The sequence below is a fragment of the Polymorphospora sp. NPDC050346 genome (assembly GCF_040655695.1).
Taxonomy (GTDB): domain Bacteria; phylum Actinomycetota; class Actinomycetes; order Mycobacteriales; family Micromonosporaceae; genus Polymorphospora; species Polymorphospora lycopeni.
Window position 1 is genome coordinate 75,730 of record NZ_JBFAKM010000031.1, and the last position, 20,039, is coordinate 95,768.

Genomic DNA, 20,039 nt, shown 5'->3' on the forward strand with positions numbered 1-20,039 from the left:
GTCGGGGCGGCGTCGTCGCCGCCCGTCGGGCCGCCGTCGCCAGCCGGTGCCGGGCGAGGGGTCGCCGACGGAGAAGCCGGCTCGGTGTCGTGGATGGACGTCATCGGTTTTCCCCTTTCCGCAGAGGTGTTCCAGGGGTTCGAGGGGCCGCCGCCAGCCGCCCGCGGCCATGAGTGCGGCCGGCGGCGGCCGGTATCAGGCCGTTTCCGGCAGGTCGTCGGAACTGGAAACGGAGCCGGAAATCGCGAGCACGGGAGCGAGCCGGTCGCGGAGTTCCGCCGGCAGGTTTTCCGGTGGCAGGTTCCGGACGACCCTGACGACCTTGCCGACGGTCTTGCCGGACAGGTTGGTCGCCTTGGCGATTTCCCCGATGACTCCGGTCTGGATTTCCACCACGCCCGCCAGCACGTGGGCGACCGTTTCCGGCCGCACGCTCTCGACGGTGGGCAGGATTTCCGCCGGGAACGAGGCCGCCACGGCGGTCAGGTTTTCCGCTTGCGCGCTGCCGGATTTCCGGTCGGCGGGCCGCCCGGTTTCCGACCGGACCCGCAGCGGCTTTTCCCGCGCCGCCGACTGCTGGGCGCGGGCCAGTGCCGCCCGCGTCCGGTCCAACTCGGCCATGATCGCGTCGCGGGCCTCGGTGATCGCCCGTACCTTCTGCGCGGCCGCGGCTCGCTCCGTGACCAACTGCTCGATGCGGTCCCGCGCGTCGTCGAGCTGGGCATGGAGCACCCGGCCTCGACTGGCCGACTCGTCCGCGTTTTGCCTGGCCACCCGGCCTTCCTCGGTCGCGGCGGCCAGTCGCTGACGCAGCGACTCCTCAGCCTGAGCGGCGGCTGCGGTCACCTGCTCGACCTGGGCCGCGGCGGCCTGCTCGGCCACCACTCGGGCCGCCGTGGCCCGGTCGGCGGCGTCACGTGCCTCGGCCAGCCGCCCCTCGGCCAGGCGGGCCGCCTCAGCCTGCTCCCCGGCCCGGATTTCCGCCCGTCGGGCCTGCTCGTCAGCCGCGATTTCCGCCTGCCGAGCACGCTCGATTTCCGCCTCGGTTTCGGCCTGGATTTCCGCCAGCTCCTTCGCCCGCGTTTCCGCCAGCGTGGTCGCCGCGATGGCCCGGGTTTCCGCGTCGGTGCGCGCCTCTTCCGCCGCACCGCGCGTCTGGATTTCCGCCTTCACCTGGGCCTGGATTTCCGTCAGCCGCCGGATCGCCGACGTCGTTTCCGCTCGGGCCTTCCGCAGCTCTTCCGCCCGGCGTGCCATCTCTTCCGCCGCCTCGACCTCTGCGGCTGTCTTTCCGGCGAGGATCTTGACGCGGACCACGACGATCGGAGCGATACACGCGACCGCCATCACCAGCCCCCACGGCACCGCTTCGCCTTCAGTGATGAAGACCGGAAGGAGGTGCACGGCTACCTGGCAGAAGAGCATCAGCAGCATGCCGGTGACCATGTCCGCCCACCGGCGCCGGTGGAACGCGACGATCACGTAGATGTCGAGCATCACCGGGAACATCCACGCGATCCACGGCGAGAAGTGCGCCGCCACCGCGAGGTCGAACTCGCCCTTCGCCGTGAGGATCACCGCCGCGGCCATCGCGATCCACTGGCCCCAGCCAGCAGCCGACGAACCAGCCTTCTGCTTCATCAGTCCATCCATCCGTTGATCTGCCCGGCATTGGGCATCCGCTCGTCCGGGATCACGGCCGACGCCCGGCCGATGACCTCCCGGGCGATCTCGTCCTGGGCGCACGCCTGGTCACAGGGCAGTCCGCCGTAGTCGCGGGTGTGCGTCGGGGTGCCGCAGATGCGGCACGGCAGTGCCTTCTCGGCGTCGTAGTGGCCCGGTTTCGTCCAGTCCAGACGCACGTCTACGCGGATCTCAGCGCCCACGGCGGATCACCGCCCACGCCACCCGGATCAGCGCCGTCGCCCCGACCAGCGCGGCCAGGATGTAGATCAGCTCGTCCGGCACCTGCGTGCCCCGCCACTTCTCGCCCAGCGTCCAAACGCCGTAGCCGGCCGTGGACCAGGCCACGAACAGCCCGACCGCCCGCACACCGCTACCGGCCACCTTCGGCGGCTGGACCGGCTCGTCCGATACCGGCCGCAGCTCGACCACCGGCCGCCACGCCAGCCACCGACCGCTCTGGCCCTGGAGGTCCCAGGCCGCCCAGCAGGTGTCACACGCCCATCCGCCCAGCGTCTTCGTGCACCGCAGGACGGTGTCGTCGAGCGGGCACCATGCCCCCAGCTCCAGATGCACGTCCGGCGGCGTCGCGTACACGCGGCGCAGCTCCAGGGCCTCGTCACGGACCACGAGTTCGGTCCTGGTCTGCTCGCTCTTACCGCTCGGCGGGATAGCCAGGCTGGTCATGCCGTCACCGCCCGCATCCCGCGACCGAACGCGACCATGTCCCGCAGCCGCGCCGACGGTTTGTCAGCCAGCGGCGTGACCAGCCCGGCGACCGGGTCGCGCTCGACGACCCCACCGCCGGCCTCCTTCGCCTGGTACATGGCGATGTCGGCGGTGTGCAGTACCGCCGGAATCGGCTCGGCCGTCCCCGCGTGCACCACCCCGACACTCGCGCCGACCTGGACGGACTTGCCGGTGGCCCAGACGGGCAGCTTGATCAGCGCCAGCGCCTCGTGCGCCAATTCGGCCGCGAGCACCGGCGCGCCCGCCGGAAACGCGACGACGAACTCGTCGCCACCCAGCCGGGCCGCCACGCCGCCGTTGTCCTGGTCGTCAACCAGGTCGACCAGCCGGCGCCCGACCTCGACCAGCACCGCGTTACCCGCCGCGTGACCGTAGGTGTCATTGACCTGCTTGAACCCGTCCAGGTCGACCATCAGCAGCCCGTACGGCTGGCCGGCCTCCACGAGCCGCGCCAACCCGGCCTCCAGGCCGGCCCGATTCGCCAGCCCGGTCAGGCCATCCGTAGTGGCGTCTCGCCGAGCGGCGTCCCGCTCGGCCACTAGGCGGCGGCGTCCGACCTCAACGGTCGCGACCATTCCAGCGGCGAGCACGCCGGCCGCTACACCGAACAGGACTCGGGCGCTCATCGGGCACCGCCACTGTGCTGTTCACGGCGCCCGGCCTTCACGATCTGGCTGAGCCGGCTGGTCGAGACGCCGATGTGACGGGCTACGCGGGCCTGAGGCACGCGCTGCCCATCCACGAGTTCCTCAACCGCCTGCCGCCGAACCTCGGCGGCGACGGAGGAGAGGCGCTTGAGCAGGTCGACCAGGATCGTGGCGAAGCGGGCACGTTCCCAGGTGGATGGCGCCGACCAGGTCCAGGCGGCTGCCCTCGCCAGGTCGACCAGCATCGTGGTGACGCGGGCACGTTCCCAGGTCTCCGCCGGGATCTCCGTGCGCTGGAGGGGAGGTGTCTCTACCTCAGGAGGAAGAGGGAGGACAATGGTCATGGGTCGTCTCCTTCCAACGACGCGACCCTTGGGGCGAGGTCGGCGGTGCAACGCCGACCTCGTTCTCGTCCCACCACCTACGCAATGACTAGGCATCAGGCATTGTGTAGACAATGTGTTGGAGCGATCGTCCACCGGACTGGCCACCACGTCAAGTCCCCTGGCCAGATTGACTAGACATTTGGCGATCAAGGCTGTAGAAAAGTGCCGTGAACCAACCAGGGCTGCCGGCATACCAGCGGATCGCCGCAGCGTTCCGCGACCAGATCACCTCTGGCGCGCTACCCCCTGGACGGCAACTGCCCACTGAGCACGAGATCGCCCGGGAGTTCGACGTGGCTCGCCAGACTGCACGTAACGGCCTGGCGCTGTTGGTTGCGGAAGGGCTGATCGTCGCCCGGCGGCCAGCAGGCCACTTCGTGGTCGAGCGCGAGCACATGATCTATCGCCCGCAGGACGAGTCGCGGCCGCAGCCACCGAACCCGACGATGGACCGATACGGTCAGCAGATCACCGCAGAGGGGCGAGTTCCCTCGCAGAAGATCGAGGTTGCCCTGATCGAGGCCCCCGCCGACATCGCCGAGCGCCTGGAGGTGCCCGTCGGTGAGGTGATCGTCGTTCGCCGCCGCCTGCGGTTCATCAACGGGGAGCCGGTCAACACCAACGACTCGCACTATCCCCTTGATGTTGTCCAGGGCTCAGAGATCATGGCACCCGCCGATGTTGCCCGCGGCACGAATCAGGTTCTCGCCGACCTTGGGTATCCGCAGACCCGCGCGACCGATCAGTTCTTCTGGCGGATGCCGACTCCGGCGGAGATCCATCGACTCCAACTCGGCCGGGGTACTCCGATAGTGATCCACTACGTCACCGGGTACACGGCTGATGGCCGGCCGGTGCGTTGTACGGTCAACCTGCTGCCCAGCAACCACACCATCGTGGTCGAGCGGACCTTTGAGCGGGCCTGGCAGTGAGCGCACTGATCATCAGGCAGGCGCAGCCGGGCGAGTTTGACCTTGTCCTTGGGCTTCTGGAAGAGAGCGTCCGTTGGCTGCGCAGCCGAGGATTCGACCAGTGGTCTACCTGGCCGCAATGGCGAGCGAAGATGCAGCCCTCGCTCGAACGTGGCGACGTCTGGCTGCTGCTTGCTGGGCAACAGCCAATCGGGACGATCACCATCGAGACCAACGGGGACACCGACTTCTGGTCACCGTCCGAGCTGCAAGACCCAGCGGTCTACCTGTCCAAGCTTGCTGTCTCCCGTGGCGCGGCCGGCAACGAGTATGGAGCCCTGCTGCTGGAGTGGGCGGGAGATCGTGCCTACCGCCACGGCCATGCCTACCTGCGTCTGGACGCTTGGAAGAGCAATGAGCACCTTCAGAGCTACTATCGCCGGCGTGGCTGGGAGTACCTACGTACCAGCCTCAATGCCTCTCGCCGCTCAGGCGCTCTCTTTCAGCGGCTGGCCACGCAGATGAGTTTTGAGACGTCCGCCGCGCTACAGGAGGTTCCGGCTCCTCCGGCCCTTGAAACCGAACGTTATGACAGTGAGGTCGACCCTGTCGGCAACTTCGCCCGGCAACACACCCACATTCGGCCTGGACTCATCGCCCGCTCCAATGGCCTTGACCAGTACCGGATGGGGTTCGTGCCGGGGTATCGATACCGGCTACGGGAGGAGTCTGGGGCCTGGCAGGTGGAGCAGAGCTACCGCGACACCTGGTACCAGACTGCGACAGTGACCGGATCGGATCTCTCCCTCACCACAGGGAGTCTGTACGTGATCACCCACCAGGACACGCAGCCCTGCTACATGTCCATGGTGGAGATCCCGAGGTCGGTACAGTGAGGCGATCAACGACGGTCGCGTGTCAGGGGCACATAGTGCCTGAACCGCGTCGTAGGATCCGCCGAGATGCATGTCATCTTTTGATCTTGGAAGGGGCGCCCCTGCGCAACCGCTAATTCCATAAAAAGCCAAGAGCCCTGCACCCCATCTTCGCGGCCAAACGAATCAACGGGGAACAAGGCTCTCCAAGCTCGGAGGTCAGCATAGCACCCACCTTCGGGCTGGGTGCTTTTTCGTGTCCAGACACCTTCACGGCGTGTCCGGTCGATGCTGCGCGCCTTAAGGGCGGCACGGAGCGCATCCAGCCAATACGTTTTAGGCCCTTTACGGCCCGTTTTGTCCGCCTGCCTACGGCGTGCCGCCGCGGTCCGGTGGTGTCGTCGTGAGCCTGTTGGTGGAGACGTCCCGGTCGGGCCAGGTGCGGTTGTCGGCGCCGGCCGGTGCGCGGCGTCGGCCGGTGTACGTCACGGGCCTGCAGGTGCCGTGTGTGTCGTGCGCGGAGGCCGGGCGGGACAAGCTCGGGATGCCGCGCGACGGCCGCGGTTCGGATCCTTTGTGCCGGTCGTGCTGGCGTAGCCGGACGGAGCGGCAGGGTACTGCTGAGCGGCGCCGGCTGGTCGACGCGCTGCGTGAGGACCTGGTCGACGCGGGCGCGGGTTGCGCGGCGTGTGGTGAGCCGTCGCCGGTGCCGGAGTGCTGGTTGTGCGGCTGGTCGTGGTTGGCCTCGCTGCGCGACGAGTTCGAGGCCGAGGTGGCGGCCGAGGCGGCCGCGGTCGAGCGCCGGTTCGCCGCGATCGCGGCCGCCTCGGTGGCCGAGTCCCGGGTGGACGAGCTGGTGGCGTGGGTGCAGCGGTTGCGGGCGGCGGTCGAGGGATACGCCGCCGGCCGTAGCCAGGGCCGGGCGGTGGAGCTGCTCGCCGACGCGTTGGCGCGTGACGCCGGCGAGCGGTCGACGTTGCGGGGCCGGCCGGGTGCGTTCGCCCGGGTGGCGGGCGTGGCGGCCGTGGACGCGGACTGGCGGTCGGGGCGGCGGTCGCTGCCGGGCCGGGAGCGCACGGCGGAGCTGGCCGGCTGCTCGACGAGGGCGGTGACGTCGGCGTGGGCGCGGGGCGAGGCGGTGCGCTGGTGGGTACGGACCCGCCAGGGCCGGCCGCTGTGCCTGGAGGAGCGGCGGGAGCTGGGTCGGGCCCGTGACCGGGCCGAGTTCGACATCATCGCGCTGCACCTGGGCGACGCCGCGTCCCGCGCCCCCTACGTCGCTCAGGCGCTGTCGGTCCTGGACGGGCTGCTGTCGCACGCCCTGTCGCTGCTGGCGACCGCTCAGTCCGATCTGGACCTCACCCGGGCCCGTGCGGGGACGTGGACGGACCGGCTGGAGGTGGCCCGCCGGGCCGAGCTGCGCGAGGCGGTGGCCACGGCCCGGCAGATCACCCGCCCCGCTCCCCTGCCGGCCCCGATCGGCACCGTGAATATCTGCTCCCCCCACGGAGTGCTCAACGGTGAGTACTTAAGTTCCTGCTTGTCTCGGGGTCTGATGTACGGACCCCCCGTGACTCCCGCCCCCCGGCCGCCTCGCGGGGGGAAGAGCAAAGTCGGCGCTTCGCGCTCATCGACTAAGGGGGTTCGAGCAAATCGGGTATGCACCGGCTCACAGCCCCTACAGCGTCCTAGGTCGCTCCAGGGTGTGGAAGGTACGTCACAGCGGGGTCCGCGCCCGTCACAGTGGTCCGAGTGGGCCTATCGGCTGGCGTCCGACCTGCGGAAACACTGGGTTTGGCTGTCCGGGGTGGATCTGCCGTGGGTGGCGGCCGTGCTCGGGCCCCGGCTGGGCGAGTACTGGACGGCCGAGGCGGTGGTCGACCACGTGCTGGACACCCGGGGCGGCCGGCCGGTCATGGCCGACCCGGCCCGGCCGGCCGCGTACCTGCGGCAACTGTTGGAGACGGCGTTGACCAGCAACCGGACGCCGCCGGCGCCGGCCCGGCGGCACACCGAACACCTTCGTCAGGTCGCCGAGGCGGCCCGGAAGGTCGCGGCGGACCGGAACCAGCGGTTGCGTGACGAGTTCGACCGCCGTGACGCCGCCGCGGCGACGGCTGCGGCCGGCGGCGGCCGGGCGGCGGCCCTGGCCATCGCGGCGGCTGCCGGCCGTGGCGACCACGCGGCCGCGCGGCGTGCGGCCGCGGACTGGCCCGAGACTCCGAAGCCGGGCTCCGGCCTGCCGCCGCGCCGGTTTTCCTGACCCAGGGGCGCCGTTTCCGTGGAATCGCCGCCCCCGGCTGCCCGGCCCTGCCCTCGCCTCCACAACCCGAAGTAGCCTTTTCTGTACCCTTTTCCATACCCTTTCCTGTACGCTGAGTGGGGCGCGACGACCGGGCCCACCGCCCGAACCACGGATCCCCAGGAGGAACGTTGTCGACCTCGTCCCAGAAGACCGGCGCTGCCGGCGGACCGCGATGAGCGCCGAACGGCTCAGCCAGTCCACCGAGGACGCCATCACCAACCTGCTCATGACGCGGCTGGCCGAACGCGGCCACTACGACGACTTCCTTGACGCGGTGCCGCCCGCTGACCGGGCCGCGATCGAGGACGCGCTGGAGCGCCACGCCGCCCACCGTCGGGCCGCCGGCGAACCCGGCTGGTAGCGCACCCCCGGTGCCTTCAGCGCGTCGACCGCCGACAGCCGCTCATGAGGAAGGAACAGGCCATGCCACCCGTCGCCTGCAAGGTGATCAACGTCCAGCTTGGTGACCCCCGCTACCGGGCAGCCCTTGCCGACCTGCGTCATCCCGTCCTGGCCCACCAGATGTGGACCGACGCCGAGCACCGCTACCGCCGCCGGCGGGGAAAGGTCTGGACCGTCGCCCTGGTGCGCGATCGCGGCCGGTGGGTGCCGGCGGCGTGGGCGGCCGCGGCCGTGGAGACGGACGACGGCGGCCGGCGCGTCCTGGTGTGCTCCGACAACTACGAGCGCCGTGGCGTCGGCCGCGACCTCGGCCTGTACGCCGTGGTGCACGACTACCGGCACCGGACGGTGATCGTCCCCTCGGGCTTGCCGGCGGTCACCTACCTCTTCCTCCAGCCGATCGCCCTGCACGAGCGCTACGGCTGGTACCTCACTGGCCTGGCCGGCACCAGCACCCGCAACGGGATCGAGCCCCACGACTGGGCCGAGCTGCGCCGCGACGCCGACCCCGTTCGGTATCCCCGCCTCTTTCCCGCCCCGACCCGCGCTCCCGGCCACCGCGAGCGCCCCTCACGGCTCACTCTGCGTCAAGCTGCATAGTAGGCATCGAGCGGGGCTTGTTTTAGAGGCTTAGAAGCCATTTCAAGCGGATGTAGGATCGTGGCTGTTCATTGATCTTGCAATCTTATCGGTTACCGAAAACGATAAGCAGGTAATCGTTCTCGGTAACCGATAACTGTGATAGGATGAGGGTATGTCAGATCAGGATTCAGCGCTTCAAAGCGCTGTAGAAGGCGTGGCGGAAACTCGCGCGGGCGAGGGTACGCGGGACTGTGCCTACTGCGGTCGTACGTTCACGTACCGGCGCTCCTCGAACCGGCCGCCGAAGTACTGTCCCGATCGGGAGTACGACGAAGCGCCGAGGACCTGCCTGGCGCGGGCCCGGCAGCAGCGCATGGCGAACCGGGCCGCCGGCCTGGACGTTCCCCTGGCGACCCAGCGGCAGGACACCGCCGAGATTCAGCCGCAGGTCGAGGCGCTGATCGAGGCTCTGGAGCGCTACGCCGAGAGCCGGGCCGTGGAGGCCGCCGCGCTGCGCCGCGTCGCGGAGGTCGAGCGTGACCTGCGGGAGGCCGTCGAGCAGGTCGAGGCCGAGACCACCCGCCGCCAGGCCGCCGAACGCGCCGCCCGCGAGGCCAAGGCCACCGCCGCGAAGGCCGCCGAGGACAAGCGGACCGCTGACCGGCTCGCCCGCGATGCGCAGAAGGCGACCGACGCCGAGAGAGTCCGCGCCGACCGCGAGATCCGTGCTCACGAGGCGGCCCGGGAGAAGGCCGAGCGCCGCGCTGATGCCCAGACTCTGGCCGCCACCCACGCCATCGAGGCCCGCCGCGCCGCCGACCAGGAAGTCCGCAATATCGCCGCGCGTAACCGCAGTCTCGACAAGGAACTCGCCCTGACCAAGCGGGATCTGGTCGCCGCCGAGAAGACCATCGCCGAGGTCACCGTCCGCGCCGAGCAGGCCGAAGCCAGCAGCGCCACCCTGACCACCGAACTCGCCGCCGCTCGTTCCGACATCGCGCGTCTGGAGGCCGCGCTGGCCGACGCCGGCCGGGCCCGTGACGACGCCCGTGCTGACCTCGCCGGCACCCGTGAGCACCTTGCCGTCACCAGCGCCCGCGTCGACCAGCTCCAAGCCGATCTCGCCGGCAGCCGCGCCGACCTGGCCGCCGCCGGCCGGGCCCGTGACGACCTCACCGTCCAGGTCGCGGCCGTCACGGAGCAGCTCGCCGCCGCCCGTTCCGACGTCGCGCGTCTGGAGGCCGCGCTTGCCGCCGCCGGCCGGGCCCGAGACGACCTCACCACCCAGCTCACCGACGTCCGCGTCCAGGTCGCCGCCGCGACCAGCCGCGCCGAGCAGGTCGACGCCGACCGCTCCGCTGTCCGTGCCGAACTCGTCGACGCCCAGACCCTCATCGCCCAGCTTCGGGCCGACCGCGCCGACGCCCAGCTCCGCGCTGAGGCTGCCGCCACCACCGCGGCGGACAACCGCACCGACCGCAAGAGCCGCTAGTCCCGCCATAACGCGGGCGACCCCCACCTTCCACAAGCACGGGCCGCCCGCACTCCCCGAGAGGAGCGCCACCCATCATGACCCATTCCGTGGAATCGCCGGCCGCCGACGTCGGCGAGGACGACGAGTACGTTCCCCCGGCGCCGGCCGAGGTGGTGCCGGTCCGGGCCGAGCTGGTGAAGCTGACCAGCGTGGTCACGCACCCGGCGAACCCCCGCAAGGAGTTCACCCCGGCCGATCTGGCCGATCTGGAGAAGACGATCCGCGCGCAGGGCGTGATCCAGCCGCCGGTGGTCATGCCCGCCGCCCGGGTCGCCGCCGCGTGGCCCGACCACGCCGCCGACCTCACCAAAGACGGTGTCGAGTGGGTGGTGCTGGTCGGTGCCCGCCGGTACACGGCGTCCGGCAACGTCTACGGAGACGACCCGGAACCCAAGATCTCGGTCGTCATCCGCGAGGACGCGATCGCCGACGACCCGCTGGCGCAGCTCGACGCGATGACCGCCGAGAACGTGGCCCGGTCGCCGCTGACCCCGCTGGAGGAGGCCGAGTCGTTCGCCACGGCGATCGCGGCCGGCCGCAAGCAGGGGCAGATCGCCGCGATCAACGGCTGCTCGCAGAGCCACGTCAGCAAGCGGCTCAAGCTGCGACGTCTCCCCCAGCAGTTGCGCGACCTGGTCGCCGCCAAGGAACTGGACATCACCGACGCCCTGGCGTACGCCGAGGCCGACGACCACGACCTGATGCTGGCCGCGCACAAGGTGCGGGGCGAGCAGCGCTGGCGTAAGGCCGCCGACGCCGTCGAGGTGGCCAAGGCCAACCTGGAGCGCCAGAGGCGGCAGGAAGAGACGGCCCAGCGGCTGGCCGCCGAGGGCGTGAAGGTCATCGAGTCCGCCCAGAACACCCTCGGGGCCGACTACTACCAGCACGAGGTGCGGACCGAGCGGGCACGCACCGCCGCCACCAAGGCCGGCACCCTCGTTGCCGAGATCGGCTGGGGCGGCAACGTCCGCTACTTTTCGACGGCCAAGCCCAAGCGGACGGACAACCGCACCGCCGAGCACCAGGAGCGACTGGACCGCGAGCGGGCCGAACGGCAGGCCAACAAGGCCCGCGGCGAGGCGTGCGCCCGCCTGGTCGCCAAGGCCCCGAAGATCCCGCAGACCGGCGCCATGCCGCTGCTCGTCGACGCCGCGATCACGATGTCTGGCAGCGACAGCCCCCGCCTGGCCCTGCAATGGCTGATCGCCGCCGGCGTCATCGAGAACACCGGCCAGTCCCCGTACCAGGCCACCCAGGCCCTGGTCGACCAGCCCTGGCACGTCCGCGCGGCCGCCGCCTACGCGCTGTCCCTGGCCAACCGGGAAACCCGGCTGCGTACCTCGTGGCACACCTGGAACCGGCAGGACAGGGAGTACCTGCAACTCCTGGTCGACCAGGGCGGCTACACCATCTCGGAGTACGAGCAGGGCCGGCTCGACGCCATCGCCCCGACGCCCGAGGAAGACGTCGACCCGCCGGCCCAGGACGTCGACGAGCCGCCTGCCGGCGAACTCGAGTACCGGCTGCTGTACGACCAGGTCGACAGCGCCTGGCTCCTGCTGACCGGCGACGAGCCGCACTCCGACCACGACGGCCTGCTCGACGAGCAGATCGGGGAGGCCCAGTACTGGGCACGCCAGACCCTCGCCGACGCCGGTGTCACCGTCCACGGCTGGATCACCCGCGCCGCCGGCCGCGGCCTGGAGTACGTCGCCGACCTCACCGGGGAGTGCTGACCCCACTCCCCTTCCCGTCACCACGAAGCGCCGCCCGGTCAGCCACGAGCCGGGCGGCGCCTCGGCGTCCGGGGGCGGTTGCGGTGGTGCGGGCGCGGGTGTGGTTGGTGTTCGTGGGGTGTGGGGCGCCCGGGTGGGTGGTTGCGGCGGTGCGGGGCGCGGGTGTGGTTGGTGTTCGTCGTGTGTGGGGCGCCCCGGCTGCCGCGCCGCTTCCGGTCCTCGGCGCCCTGGGGGCGCCTGTGGTCCGGGTCGGCTTGCCCTTGTGTTGGGGGTTGCGGGTGGTGGGTGGTTGTGGTGGTCGGCGCCGAGGTCGGGGGCCGCGCCAGGCCGCCGCACCTTACTCGACCAGACCGGCGATTAAACTCCCCCTCTCCGTGAAGTTTTCGCAGGTCAAAGCCTGTTCCGGCTTTCGTCCACAAAGGATATGGGGTATCATTATTGGCAGAGGGAGGGGGCGGCACCCCGGACCTCGAACCCAGAAGCCCGACGAACGGAGGCGCCCCGATCATGACGTCCGACTACACGACCCGCCGACGCCCGGTCCGGATCACCCTCGACGCCACTGCCACCCGTCCGCCCGGTCGAGGCAGGACCTGGTCGGCGGAGTTCGGTGACTGGCGTGCCGAAGGGGTTTCGGAGAAGGCTGCCGGTGACGCCCTCGCCGGCCATCTGCGCGAGTTCCTTGTCCAGTACCGGCCGCCGACTGTGCTGACGTTCCGTGGCTGCGTCGCGGTGGTGACGGTTGACATCGGCAGCGCCTACGCGCCGATCACCTGGCACCAGCAGATCGTCCGCCGTGGCGGGCGGGTTAGCAGCAGCTCAGGTTCCGCCGCGAGCTGGGAGGAGGCCGAGGCGCACGCCCGGCACAACCTGGCCCACATCTCCACCGACTGGCACGACGACACCAGCGTCCAGGAAGCCGCCGCCTACCTGGAGGGCGGCGACCGGTTCGAGTACGGCCAGTACGGGCCGGACGAGCTGTACGGGTACGCGGCCTGGCAGCGCGCCGCCAAGGCGGCCATGGACGCCGGCCGACACGGCTGGCACCAGTGGGCCAGCGACCATCAAGCCGAGTTCGCCGTCGCCCGTCCTGACGCCAGCGCGCCCGGCGCGGCAGGCAAGGGGCCGGCGCGCTCCGCATAACCAAGATCCCCTGTCGACGACGTCGCCCGGCCGATCGGCCGGGCGACGCTTTCCGTTTCATGACGGGGTGTTTTCCCTGCTCAACCCCAGTCCTGGACTACCGTCCACCAGAAATATGGGGTATCATTATAGATGGAGGGAGGGGGCGGCACCCCGACCTCGAACCAGAAGTCCGATCGAGGCAAGGAGCAACCATGCCCGACAGTCCCACCCAGCCGGCCGCGTCGACCGAGGCCCCGTTGCCGGCCGGTCTCGCCGTCGGCGAAAAGGTGATGTCGTGGGAGCACGACATGGAGATCCGCTACGGCGGTCCCAGCGACGCCTACGCGTACGCGGTGCTGACCGACCGGGCCACCGGCGAGCCCGTGCTGTACTGCCCGCCGCAGCACGTCGCGCCGGTCGGCACCCCGATCCCCGTCAAGGACGAACGCGTCGTCATCGAGAAGCGGCCGACCTGGGAACGGCCCTACGGCGAGGTCGGCGTGTGGCGGCTGACGCTGCCCAGCGGGGAACCGTCGTGGCACCGCACCAAGCGGGAGGCCATCGCCCACGGGCATCGCCGGCTGGCGATCCTCGACTGGCACGCCGACCGTCCGTCGGTCCTGCCACACACCGGCATCACCGTTCCGCACGCCCGGCTGACGGTGCGCAGCCTGAACGAGTTGGCGACCTCGCGGGGCGAGGCGTACACCGGCGAGCTGGTCCTGAACGGCAACCTGATCGGCACCATCGAGAACACTGGCACCGGCGGACCTACCACCTGGCTCCCGACCGATCTGGAGACGTTCGCCTGGGCCGACATGCTGCTGTTCGTCGCCGGCTGCCGCGACGAGCGCGGCGAGTCGATGGAGGAAGAGTTCGTGCTCGCCTTCCTGTTCGAGGAGGCCCGGACGGCCCGCGACGTCCGGCGGTGGCAGCGCGAGGGCCTTCTCCCGGTTCGGACCATCCAGGCCATCGTCGACAACGAGGACGAGATCGTCGACACGTTCGCCGACGTCTACTACGGCATCCCCGGCGCGTGGTTGACCCGCCGAGACAGGCTGCCCGCCGAGATGTGGCGGCAGTTCCCCACCGCCCACGCCATCGAGATCTGGCACGCCCACCGCTGGCAGCCGCTTCCCCGGCCGGACGCCGACCAGGACGTGATCCGATGATCCCGAACGGAAGCGTGCTGATCGACCCGAGCCGGGACCACTCCCGGCTGGTGAGTGGCTGGGAACGCTCGCCCCTCGGGCTGATGCTTCCCGCCCGGCCCCGCCGCCGCTACGCCCGTCCCGTCGCCGTTGAGCTGTTCTGCGGCGCGGGCGGTATCGGCCTCGGTCTGCACCAGGCCGGATACCACGTCGCTGCGGCGAGCGACGCATGGGACACGGCCGCGATCACCTACATGGTCAACCTCGCCCGCCCCGGAGTGAAGATCCATTTCGACACCCCGGAGCGGGGGCGGGAGTTCGAGGCCACGCTCGACCGCCGCTTCGGCCTGGTCCCGCCGGGCCGGTCGAAGCGGGCACGCCGGGCCGAACCCGACTTCCGGGCACAGCCCGTGGCCGGGTCCGGCTGGATCGCCGACCAGCCGCTGCGCCACCCCGGCTGCGAGCACTTCTTCCTGGGCGACATCCGCAACTTCACCGGCCAGCAGATCCTCGACGCGCTCGGGCTGGAGCCCGGAGAGGTGGACCTCGTGGCGGGCGGCCCACCGTGCCAGGGATTCAGCCAGGCCGGCCGGCAGGACATCATGGACCCCCGCAACACCCTGATCTTCGAGTTCGCCCGGCTGGTCACCGAGATCCAGCCGACGGCGTTCATGATGGAGAACGTCCCAGGGATGCTGTCCATGCGGACCCCCGAGGGCATCCCCGTCGTCGACGCGTTCTGCCACGCGGTGGCCGGCGGCGGGTACGGCGAGTACGAGGCCCTACGCAAGGCCCTCGGCGCCGCCGGGCCGCAGGCCCGCGCCGGCCTGCGCCACTCGGCGACGCCAGCCAAGCCGACCCGGAAGCGCAAGCCCGAGCCGAGCGGCGACACGCTGTTCGACCTGGAGAACTGGGGCTAGCGGGCGCCCCGGCCGTACGGGCGGCGGATCAGCGCCCGCCCGGCATAGCCAGAGCCCCGAGAAACGTCGCCCGGCCGATCGGCCGGGCGACGTTTCTCGCGTTGCGGCCAGACAGTTTTTCCTGCTCAACCCCTACCCTGGACTACCATCCACAAAGGATATGGGGTATCATTATAGATAGAGGGAGGGGGCGGCACCCCGACCTCGAACCAGAAGCCCAACCGAGGCAAGGAGCAATGCATGTCTGCACAACCCGCGACCGGCCCGACGCCGGAGGCGACCGCCGGTCTGCCGGCCGGTATCGCCGTCGGCGACGAGGTCATCTCGTGGTACGACGACGAGCCGGTCATCTACGGCGGCCCCGGCGATGGAGGACCGTTCACCACCCTGAGGTTTGCCTTCGGCAGCGGTCGCCTGCCGACCCGTCTCTGCGAGCCGGACCGGGTGGCGCCGGTCGACACCCCGATTCCCGACCGCGACGAGCGCATCGTCGTCGAGAAGCGTCCGACGAGGGAACGGCCCTACGGCGAGGCCGGCGTGTGGCGGCTGACGTTGCCCGGGACGATTCACCCGACCTGGCACCGCACCAAGCGCGACGCGGTCGCCACCGGCCTGCGCCGGCTGGCAATCCGTGACTGGCACGCCACCACCCGGGCGGCCCCGGATACGTTCCTGTTCCGCCTGCCGACCACCGGCTACCTCGTGCTCCAGACCGCCCAGGTCGACGGCGAGGAACCCAGGGAGGCCACGAGCTTCATCGACGCCGCCGGCCGCATGGACGACGCCGCCGCCGTCGCGTACGTCACCGCCGAGCTGGCCAGCCTGGCCAACGCTCCGCGCAACGTCCTGCACACCTGGCGACTGGTGCACCGCACCGACGCCGGGGATCGGACGCTGCTGACCCCGGCCCCGTTCCGGGGAACCGGCGAGCCCCTGCTCAACCCCGCCGTTTGATCCCACGCCGGTCACGGGCTCACCCGAGCCCGTGACCGGCACCGCAGCGCAGCTCATGCCGGTGCGGGCCGGGCGGCACCGGCCCGCACCACCCAGAAGCCCAAGGAGAACCATGCACAACCAGACGTCCACGAAAGCCTCGCCGCAGCCAGCTCCGGAACGGTGGGCTCGGGTGATCAGCCCGGACGACGACGGCCCGTACAACGCCCTGATCAGCCCCGTCGACGGCGGCCTGAAGGCCCTGTTCGAGCGCGACACGGTCCGGGGGATGGCCCGCGAGATGGACCAGGCGACCGGCGCCTACGGCGGCCTGGCCTGGCTCGACCCCGACATCCTGCTGGTCGACCACCACGCGATGCAGATCGGCGACCACGACCCCTGGATCCGGACCCCGGAAGGTGTCCACCGCGTGCGTCCGGACGAGCGCGGCCTGTACGACCTTGGTGTGGACGCCAGCTTCTGGCGCGAGCACCCTCACGACGCCCCGGCCGTCGTCAGCAGGCCGCACGGGTCGAGCTACGAGCGTGCGACGTGCGACACCTGTGCCCGCCCGATCCAACGCCGGCCGGGCCGGCAGCGCTGGTGGCACTTCACCGTCCTGACGCTCACCGCCACCCTGCCCTGTCGAGGCCACGAGAACAGCGTGGCCACCGCGGCCCGGCCCAGCTCCGCGCTGCGACTGGTGCTGCAGGCCCTGGTGACGGCCAGGGCCAGCGAGGTTGTCGTCTTCGACCACGGATTCGGCGTCTACACCCGCCCCACCCTCGTCGAGCTGGTATTCATGCCCGGCCAGACCACGCCCGCCCAGGTCGCCGCCCTGCTCGGCCTGCCCATCAGCGCCGTCACCGACCAGCGCACCCGCCGGGACCGGATCGACCCGGCCGACGCCCCCAGCTACCTACGCCACAACCTGACCACGATCGGTGGCGGTCGCGCCTGGCGCTACGCCGCCACCGAACCCGACGACGACCTGTCCGACCACTTCTGGCTGGAAGCCCTCGGCGTCAACGTCATGATCCGCCGCCGGCCCGGCGGCACGTACGTCGCCGTCGAGGACGAGGGCATCCCCGCCGACGCCCTGCCGCTGACCGTGGAGGTCAACAACACCGGCGACGTCGAGTACTACTGACCGCCCGCCGGCCACGGGCTCACCCGAGCCCGTGGCCGGCCACCGCAGTTCCCACGACGCGAGTCGGGTGGCACCCGCTCCCGACACCGACCCCGCCCGAGCCGCCTGGCTCGGGCGGGGTTTTCCCTGTTCGGAAGGCAGTTCATCTTCCACCATTATAGTTTATGGGGTATCATTATAGATAGAGGGAGGGGGCGGCACCCCGACCTCGAACCAGAAGCCCGACTGTCCCAAGGGAGCGATCCGTGCTCGTCCCTGTCTCGCTGGCGGCCCAGCCCGCCGGCCCGGCCCGGTGTCGGCCGGGTGGTGCCCGATGATCCACGCCCCGGCACCGTTCGCCCGCGCCCTGGCCGGTGTGGCCCTGCCCGACTGGCTGGACTGCAAGGTGGAGATCCGCCGCCGCCGCAAGACGCCCGGCCTCATCATCGAGCCGAACCTGGTGACGATCGCGGCCCCACCGGCCGCCACCCCGCAGGAGCTGGCGGAGGCACTGGCCGGCCAGTTGCGGATGGTCCTGACGGCCGCGAGCGTCCCCGGCCCGTCTACGCCCGGCTGGTACGACCACTTCGACCTGATCGTCATCCACACCAGCGGCGGCAAGGACTCCCAGACCATGCTGCGCCGGGCGCTGGCCCTGCTGCCCGCCTCGGTCCGCGACCGGATCGTGGTGCTCCACCTGGTGCTCGACAAGGACCCCCAGGCCGGCGAAGAGCCGCGCATCGAGTGGCAGCAGGTGCCCGAGCTGGCCGCCGAGCAGGCCGCCCGCAGCGGCATCGGGCTGGCCGCCGGCGACGGCTGGGCCGTGTGGAACCTGCACCGCGCCAAGAAGAAGCTGACCGGCCGGTCGCAGTGGGCGGGGCAGATGCACTACGCCCGTCGCGACTTCGACGGCGACCTGCTCGACGACTTCGCCACCCGCTGCAAGCGTGACGGATCGCCGCGCGGCTGGGCCACGATCTGGACGCGTTACTGCACGTCCGATTGGAAGACGGCCGTCGGGCGGGCGTTCACCGAGTACATCTGCGCGCAGATCCGCGCCGAGCTGGGCCTCACCCGGCCGGTACGGGTGTTGCAGATCATGGGGTTCCGGGCCGAGGAGTCCGACGACCGGCGCGACCGCGCCCCGTTCTCGTTCAGCTTCAAAGCCTCGGCGTCGGCGAGCAGGCACGTGTGGGAGTGGCTGCCCATCCACGACATGACCAAGCCCGAGGTGTGGGCCGACATCGCCGCCAGCGGGGTGCCCTACCACCCGGCCTACGACGAGGGGCTGTCCCGGCTGTCCTGCCGGGTGTGTATCCAGGGCTCCAGGCGGGACCTGGCCCTCGTGGCGCGGATGGCGCCGGATACGGTCGCCGACTACGTCCAGGTCGAGACCGACCTGAACGACCCGTTCCAGCACCGCCGGCCGCTCGCCTCGATCCAGCCCGCTCCGGGGCCGGCCGGCTTCGACGTCCACTGGTTGAGCTGCCCGACCTGCGCGGTTCGGGTGCTGGCCAACACCCGCGAGTCACAGCGGTACTGCCCGGCCCACGCGAGCACCGGACCATGGCACCTGCCGGCACTGTCCGGCCCGGCAGCCCCGTGCGCCCAAGGCACCCTGTTTGACCTCATCGGGCCGGTGGCCTGATGAGGGTGACCCAGACGCATGGCATGGGCGCCGACTCCGCAGCCTGGCTGACCGGGGTGCTGCTCGGCGAGCTGCCGTACCCGCACGACCTGGCCGACCTGGTCGTGGTCACCGCGATGGTCGGCGACGAGTCCGAGGCCACCCAGGCCGCGATGGACGACCACATGCTCCCGCTTATGCAGGACCGGGGCGTGCCCTACGTCCAGGTCGCCCGCGCGAGCATGCACGACGACGACGGCATCGTGGTCCTGTCCGACACCCGCCGCGGCGACCCGTACGCGATGGTGATGCGCGGCGCCGTGACGCTGTCGGACGAGATGTTCGCCGCCGGCACCATCCCCCAGACCAGCAGCCGCAAATGCAGCCACAAATGGAAGGGCTGGGTGCTCGACAGGTGGGCCGAGCAGGAGTACGGCGGCGCCGACCGGCTGCACGTGGTCGGCTTCGCGGCCGAGGAAACCGGCCGCCGGGACACCGACGAGGGCTACTCCCGGTCCACGCCCGGCAAGACGCCCTGGTACCCGCTGATCGACGCGGACTGGGACCGTGACCGGTGCCTGGCCGAGCTACGTCGCTGGTACGGCATCGAGTGGCCTCGATCATGCTGCGCGTTTTGCCCATACCAGGCGGGACCGGACATCGCGCGCATGATCCGCCGGTGGCGTGCGGAGCCCGCCCAGGTCGTCAAGACGGTCGCCATGGAGCGCAACGCGCGGTCGCTGAACCCTCGGATGCGGCTGTTCAAGGACCGGTCGGCGGAGGACGTCGCCCGCCGCGCGGGCCTCGGCGACGTCGTCGACCAGGCCGTCGCGGCCGTGGACGCCCGTCCGGCGGAGCTGTACGAAGTCCGGCGGATCTACCGGCGTCGCGGTGACCGGCGCGGCCCGAACGGGCGCGGCTGGGTCTTCGGTCCCGACCCGTCCGACAAGGCCCGGGACGTGTGGCGGTCGCTGCGCGCGATCGCCGCCGGCACCCGCGCGGAGATGCTGGCCCGGCTCGTCGCCGAGCAGGCCCTACGCGGCGGGACGGTAGAAGTCGTCGACGGTGTACCCCGGCTGGTGCTGCGGCGTGCGGGGCCGCCGTACCCGTCCACCGAGCACTACCTGACGGTCGCGGTGGCCGGGGCGACCAAGGAACGCCGCGCGTTCGACGAGTTGTGGCAGGCCGTGCTCGGACTCGACCTGCCCCGCCAGCTCGACATCCTCGTCAACAGCAGGTAGGCCGAACCGACGTCGCCCGGCCGGCCGGGCCGGGGGGGGGCGCGCCGGGGGGTGGGGGGGGGGGTTTGATTGGGGAACAAAAGTATTGGGAGCCGCCCCCAA

At 71.0% G+C, this 20,039-nt stretch carries 19 protein-coding genes; 14 read left to right on the plus strand and 5 right to left on the minus strand.

The window, feature by feature from the left end:
* Positions 1 to 195: 195 nt before the first annotated feature.
* The 5 genes from AB0I42_RS27135 to AB0I42_RS27155 are packed head-to-tail and all read right to left on the minus strand — an operon-like array spanning position 196 to position 3,424.
* Positions 196 to 1,641, minus strand: a complete 1,446-nt coding sequence (locus AB0I42_RS27135) for a hypothetical protein (RefSeq protein WP_357541414.1) — start codon at positions 1,639 to 1,641, stop codon at positions 196 to 198.
* Entirely contained in the window at positions 1,641 to 1,862 is a 222-nt protein-coding gene (locus AB0I42_RS27140) for a hypothetical protein (RefSeq protein WP_357541416.1), read from the minus strand. The genes AB0I42_RS27135 and AB0I42_RS27140 overlap by 1 nt, the downstream gene beginning before the upstream one ends.
* A gap of 13 nt (positions 1,863 to 1,875) precedes the next feature.
* Positions 1,876 to 2,370 carry a hypothetical protein gene (locus tag AB0I42_RS27145; RefSeq protein WP_357541417.1) on the minus strand — a complete coding sequence of 165 codons (495 nt, stop codon included), beginning with the start codon at positions 2,368 to 2,370 and terminating at the stop codon, positions 1,876 to 1,878.
* Positions 2,367 to 3,059, minus strand: coding sequence for a GGDEF domain-containing protein (locus tag AB0I42_RS27150; RefSeq protein WP_357541419.1), 693 nt, complete (start codon positions 3,057 to 3,059; stop codon positions 2,367 to 2,369). The genes AB0I42_RS27145 and AB0I42_RS27150 overlap by 4 nt, the downstream gene beginning before the upstream one ends.
* Positions 3,056 to 3,424 carry a hypothetical protein gene (locus AB0I42_RS27155; RefSeq protein ID WP_357541421.1) on the minus strand — a complete coding sequence of 123 codons (369 nt, stop codon included), beginning with the start codon at positions 3,422 to 3,424 and terminating at the stop codon, positions 3,056 to 3,058. The genes AB0I42_RS27150 and AB0I42_RS27155 overlap by 4 nt, the downstream gene beginning before the upstream one ends.
* 209 nt (positions 3,425 to 3,633) lie before the next feature.
* On the opposite strand from AB0I42_RS27155, the gene AB0I42_RS27160 reads away from it, so the two are divergent.
* The 14 genes from AB0I42_RS27160 to AB0I42_RS27225 all read left to right on the plus strand — a co-directional run bounded on the left by AB0I42_RS27160 (position 3,634) and on the right by AB0I42_RS27225 (position 19,937).
* Complete coding sequence (locus tag AB0I42_RS27160; protein ID WP_357541423.1) at positions 3,634 to 4,398, plus strand: GntR family transcriptional regulator; 765 nt, start codon at positions 3,634 to 3,636, stop codon at positions 4,396 to 4,398.
* A complete protein-coding gene (locus tag AB0I42_RS27165) occupies positions 4,395 to 5,273 on the plus strand; it encodes a GNAT family N-acetyltransferase (RefSeq protein ID WP_357541425.1) in 879 nt (292 codons plus the stop codon). Before AB0I42_RS27160 ends, AB0I42_RS27165 begins: the two co-directional genes overlap by 4 nt.
* Before the next feature lie 382 nt (positions 5,274 to 5,655).
* The gene (locus tag AB0I42_RS27170) at positions 5,656 to 7,515 is read left to right on the plus strand and encodes a hypothetical protein (protein ID WP_357541427.1); all 1,860 of its coding nucleotides are present in this window, start codon (positions 5,656 to 5,658) and stop codon (positions 7,513 to 7,515) included.
* A 214-nt stretch (positions 7,516 to 7,729) separates the two neighbouring features.
* A complete protein-coding gene (locus AB0I42_RS27175) occupies positions 7,730 to 7,918 on the plus strand; it encodes a hypothetical protein (RefSeq protein ID WP_357541429.1) in 189 nt (62 codons plus the stop codon).
* A 62-nt stretch (positions 7,919 to 7,980) separates the two neighbouring features.
* Positions 7,981 to 8,559 carry a hypothetical protein gene (locus AB0I42_RS27180; protein ID WP_357541431.1) on the plus strand — a complete coding sequence of 193 codons (579 nt, stop codon included), beginning with the start codon at positions 7,981 to 7,983 and terminating at the stop codon, positions 8,557 to 8,559.
* Positions 8,560 to 8,914: 355 nt separating this feature from the next.
* Positions 8,915 to 10,033, plus strand: a complete 1,119-nt coding sequence (locus AB0I42_RS27185) for a hypothetical protein (RefSeq protein WP_357541433.1) — start codon at positions 8,915 to 8,917, stop codon at positions 10,031 to 10,033.
* A 77-nt stretch (positions 10,034 to 10,110) separates the two neighbouring features.
* Entirely contained in the window at positions 10,111 to 11,811 is a 1,701-nt protein-coding gene (locus AB0I42_RS27190) for a ParB/RepB/Spo0J family partition protein (RefSeq protein WP_357541435.1), read from the plus strand.
* Between the two features lie 507 nt (positions 11,812 to 12,318).
* The gene (locus AB0I42_RS27195) at positions 12,319 to 12,954 is read left to right on the plus strand and encodes a hypothetical protein (protein WP_357541437.1); all 636 of its coding nucleotides are present in this window, start codon (positions 12,319 to 12,321) and stop codon (positions 12,952 to 12,954) included.
* A gap of 194 nt (positions 12,955 to 13,148) precedes the next feature.
* On the plus strand, positions 13,149 to 14,108 hold the full coding sequence (locus tag AB0I42_RS27200; RefSeq protein WP_357541439.1) for a hypothetical protein: 960 nt from the start codon (positions 13,149 to 13,151) through the stop codon (positions 14,106 to 14,108).
* Complete coding sequence (locus AB0I42_RS27205) at positions 14,105 to 15,007, plus strand: DNA cytosine methyltransferase (protein ID WP_357541441.1); 903 nt, start codon at positions 14,105 to 14,107, stop codon at positions 15,005 to 15,007. The genes AB0I42_RS27200 and AB0I42_RS27205 overlap by 4 nt, the downstream gene beginning before the upstream one ends.
* 240 nt (positions 15,008 to 15,247) lie before the next feature.
* Complete coding sequence (locus tag AB0I42_RS27210; protein ID WP_357541443.1) at positions 15,248 to 15,961, plus strand: hypothetical protein; 714 nt, start codon at positions 15,248 to 15,250, stop codon at positions 15,959 to 15,961.
* A 172-nt stretch (positions 15,962 to 16,133) separates the two neighbouring features.
* Positions 16,134 to 17,090 carry a hypothetical protein gene (locus AB0I42_RS27215; RefSeq protein ID WP_357541445.1) on the plus strand — a complete coding sequence of 319 codons (957 nt, stop codon included), beginning with the start codon at positions 16,134 to 16,136 and terminating at the stop codon, positions 17,088 to 17,090.
* A gap of 313 nt (positions 17,091 to 17,403) precedes the next feature.
* Positions 17,404 to 18,717 carry a phosphoadenosine phosphosulfate reductase family protein gene (locus AB0I42_RS27220; protein ID WP_357541447.1) on the plus strand — a complete coding sequence of 438 codons (1,314 nt, stop codon included), beginning with the start codon at positions 17,404 to 17,406 and terminating at the stop codon, positions 18,715 to 18,717.
* Positions 18,718 to 18,722: 5 nt separating this feature from the next.
* Complete coding sequence (locus AB0I42_RS27225) at positions 18,723 to 19,937, plus strand: hypothetical protein (RefSeq protein WP_357541449.1); 1,215 nt, start codon at positions 18,723 to 18,725, stop codon at positions 19,935 to 19,937.
* The last annotated feature ends 102 nt before the right edge of the window (positions 19,938 to 20,039 follow it).

Excerpts from the sequence above, each read along its gene's own strand:
- AB0I42_RS27200 (WP_357541439.1), top strand. The coding sequence starts at position 13,149 with ATGCCCGACAGTCCCACCCAGCCGGCCGCGTCGACCGAGGCCCCGTTG.
- AB0I42_RS27190 (WP_357541435.1), top strand. The coding sequence starts at position 10,111 with ATGACCCATTCCGTGGAATCGCCGGCCGCCGACGTCGGCGAGGACGAC.
- AB0I42_RS27135 (WP_357541414.1), bottom strand. The coding sequence starts at position 1,641 with ATGAAGCAGAAGGCTGGTTCGTCGGCTGCTGGCTGGGGCCAGTGGATC.
- AB0I42_RS27155 (WP_357541421.1), bottom strand. The coding sequence starts at position 3,424 with ATGACCATTGTCCTCCCTCTTCCTCCTGAGGTAGAGACACCTCCCCTC.
- AB0I42_RS27220 (WP_357541447.1), top strand. The coding sequence starts at position 17,404 with ATGATCCACGCCCCGGCACCGTTCGCCCGCGCCCTGGCCGGTGTGGCC.
- AB0I42_RS27195 (WP_357541437.1), top strand. The coding sequence starts at position 12,319 with ATGACGTCCGACTACACGACCCGCCGACGCCCGGTCCGGATCACCCTC.
- AB0I42_RS27185 (WP_357541433.1), top strand. The coding sequence starts at position 8,915 with ATGGCGAACCGGGCCGCCGGCCTGGACGTTCCCCTGGCGACCCAGCGG.
- AB0I42_RS27175 (WP_357541429.1), top strand. The coding sequence starts at position 7,730 with ATGAGCGCCGAACGGCTCAGCCAGTCCACCGAGGACGCCATCACCAAC.
- AB0I42_RS27205 (WP_357541441.1), top strand. The coding sequence starts at position 14,105 with ATGATCCCGAACGGAAGCGTGCTGATCGACCCGAGCCGGGACCACTCC.
- AB0I42_RS27150 (WP_357541419.1), bottom strand. The coding sequence starts at position 3,059 with ATGAGCGCCCGAGTCCTGTTCGGTGTAGCGGCCGGCGTGCTCGCCGCT.
- AB0I42_RS27145 (WP_357541417.1), bottom strand. The coding sequence starts at position 2,370 with ATGACCAGCCTGGCTATCCCGCCGAGCGGTAAGAGCGAGCAGACCAGG.
- AB0I42_RS27210 (WP_357541443.1), top strand. The coding sequence starts at position 15,248 with ATGTCTGCACAACCCGCGACCGGCCCGACGCCGGAGGCGACCGCCGGT.
- AB0I42_RS27180 (WP_357541431.1), top strand. The coding sequence starts at position 7,981 with ATGCCACCCGTCGCCTGCAAGGTGATCAACGTCCAGCTTGGTGACCCC.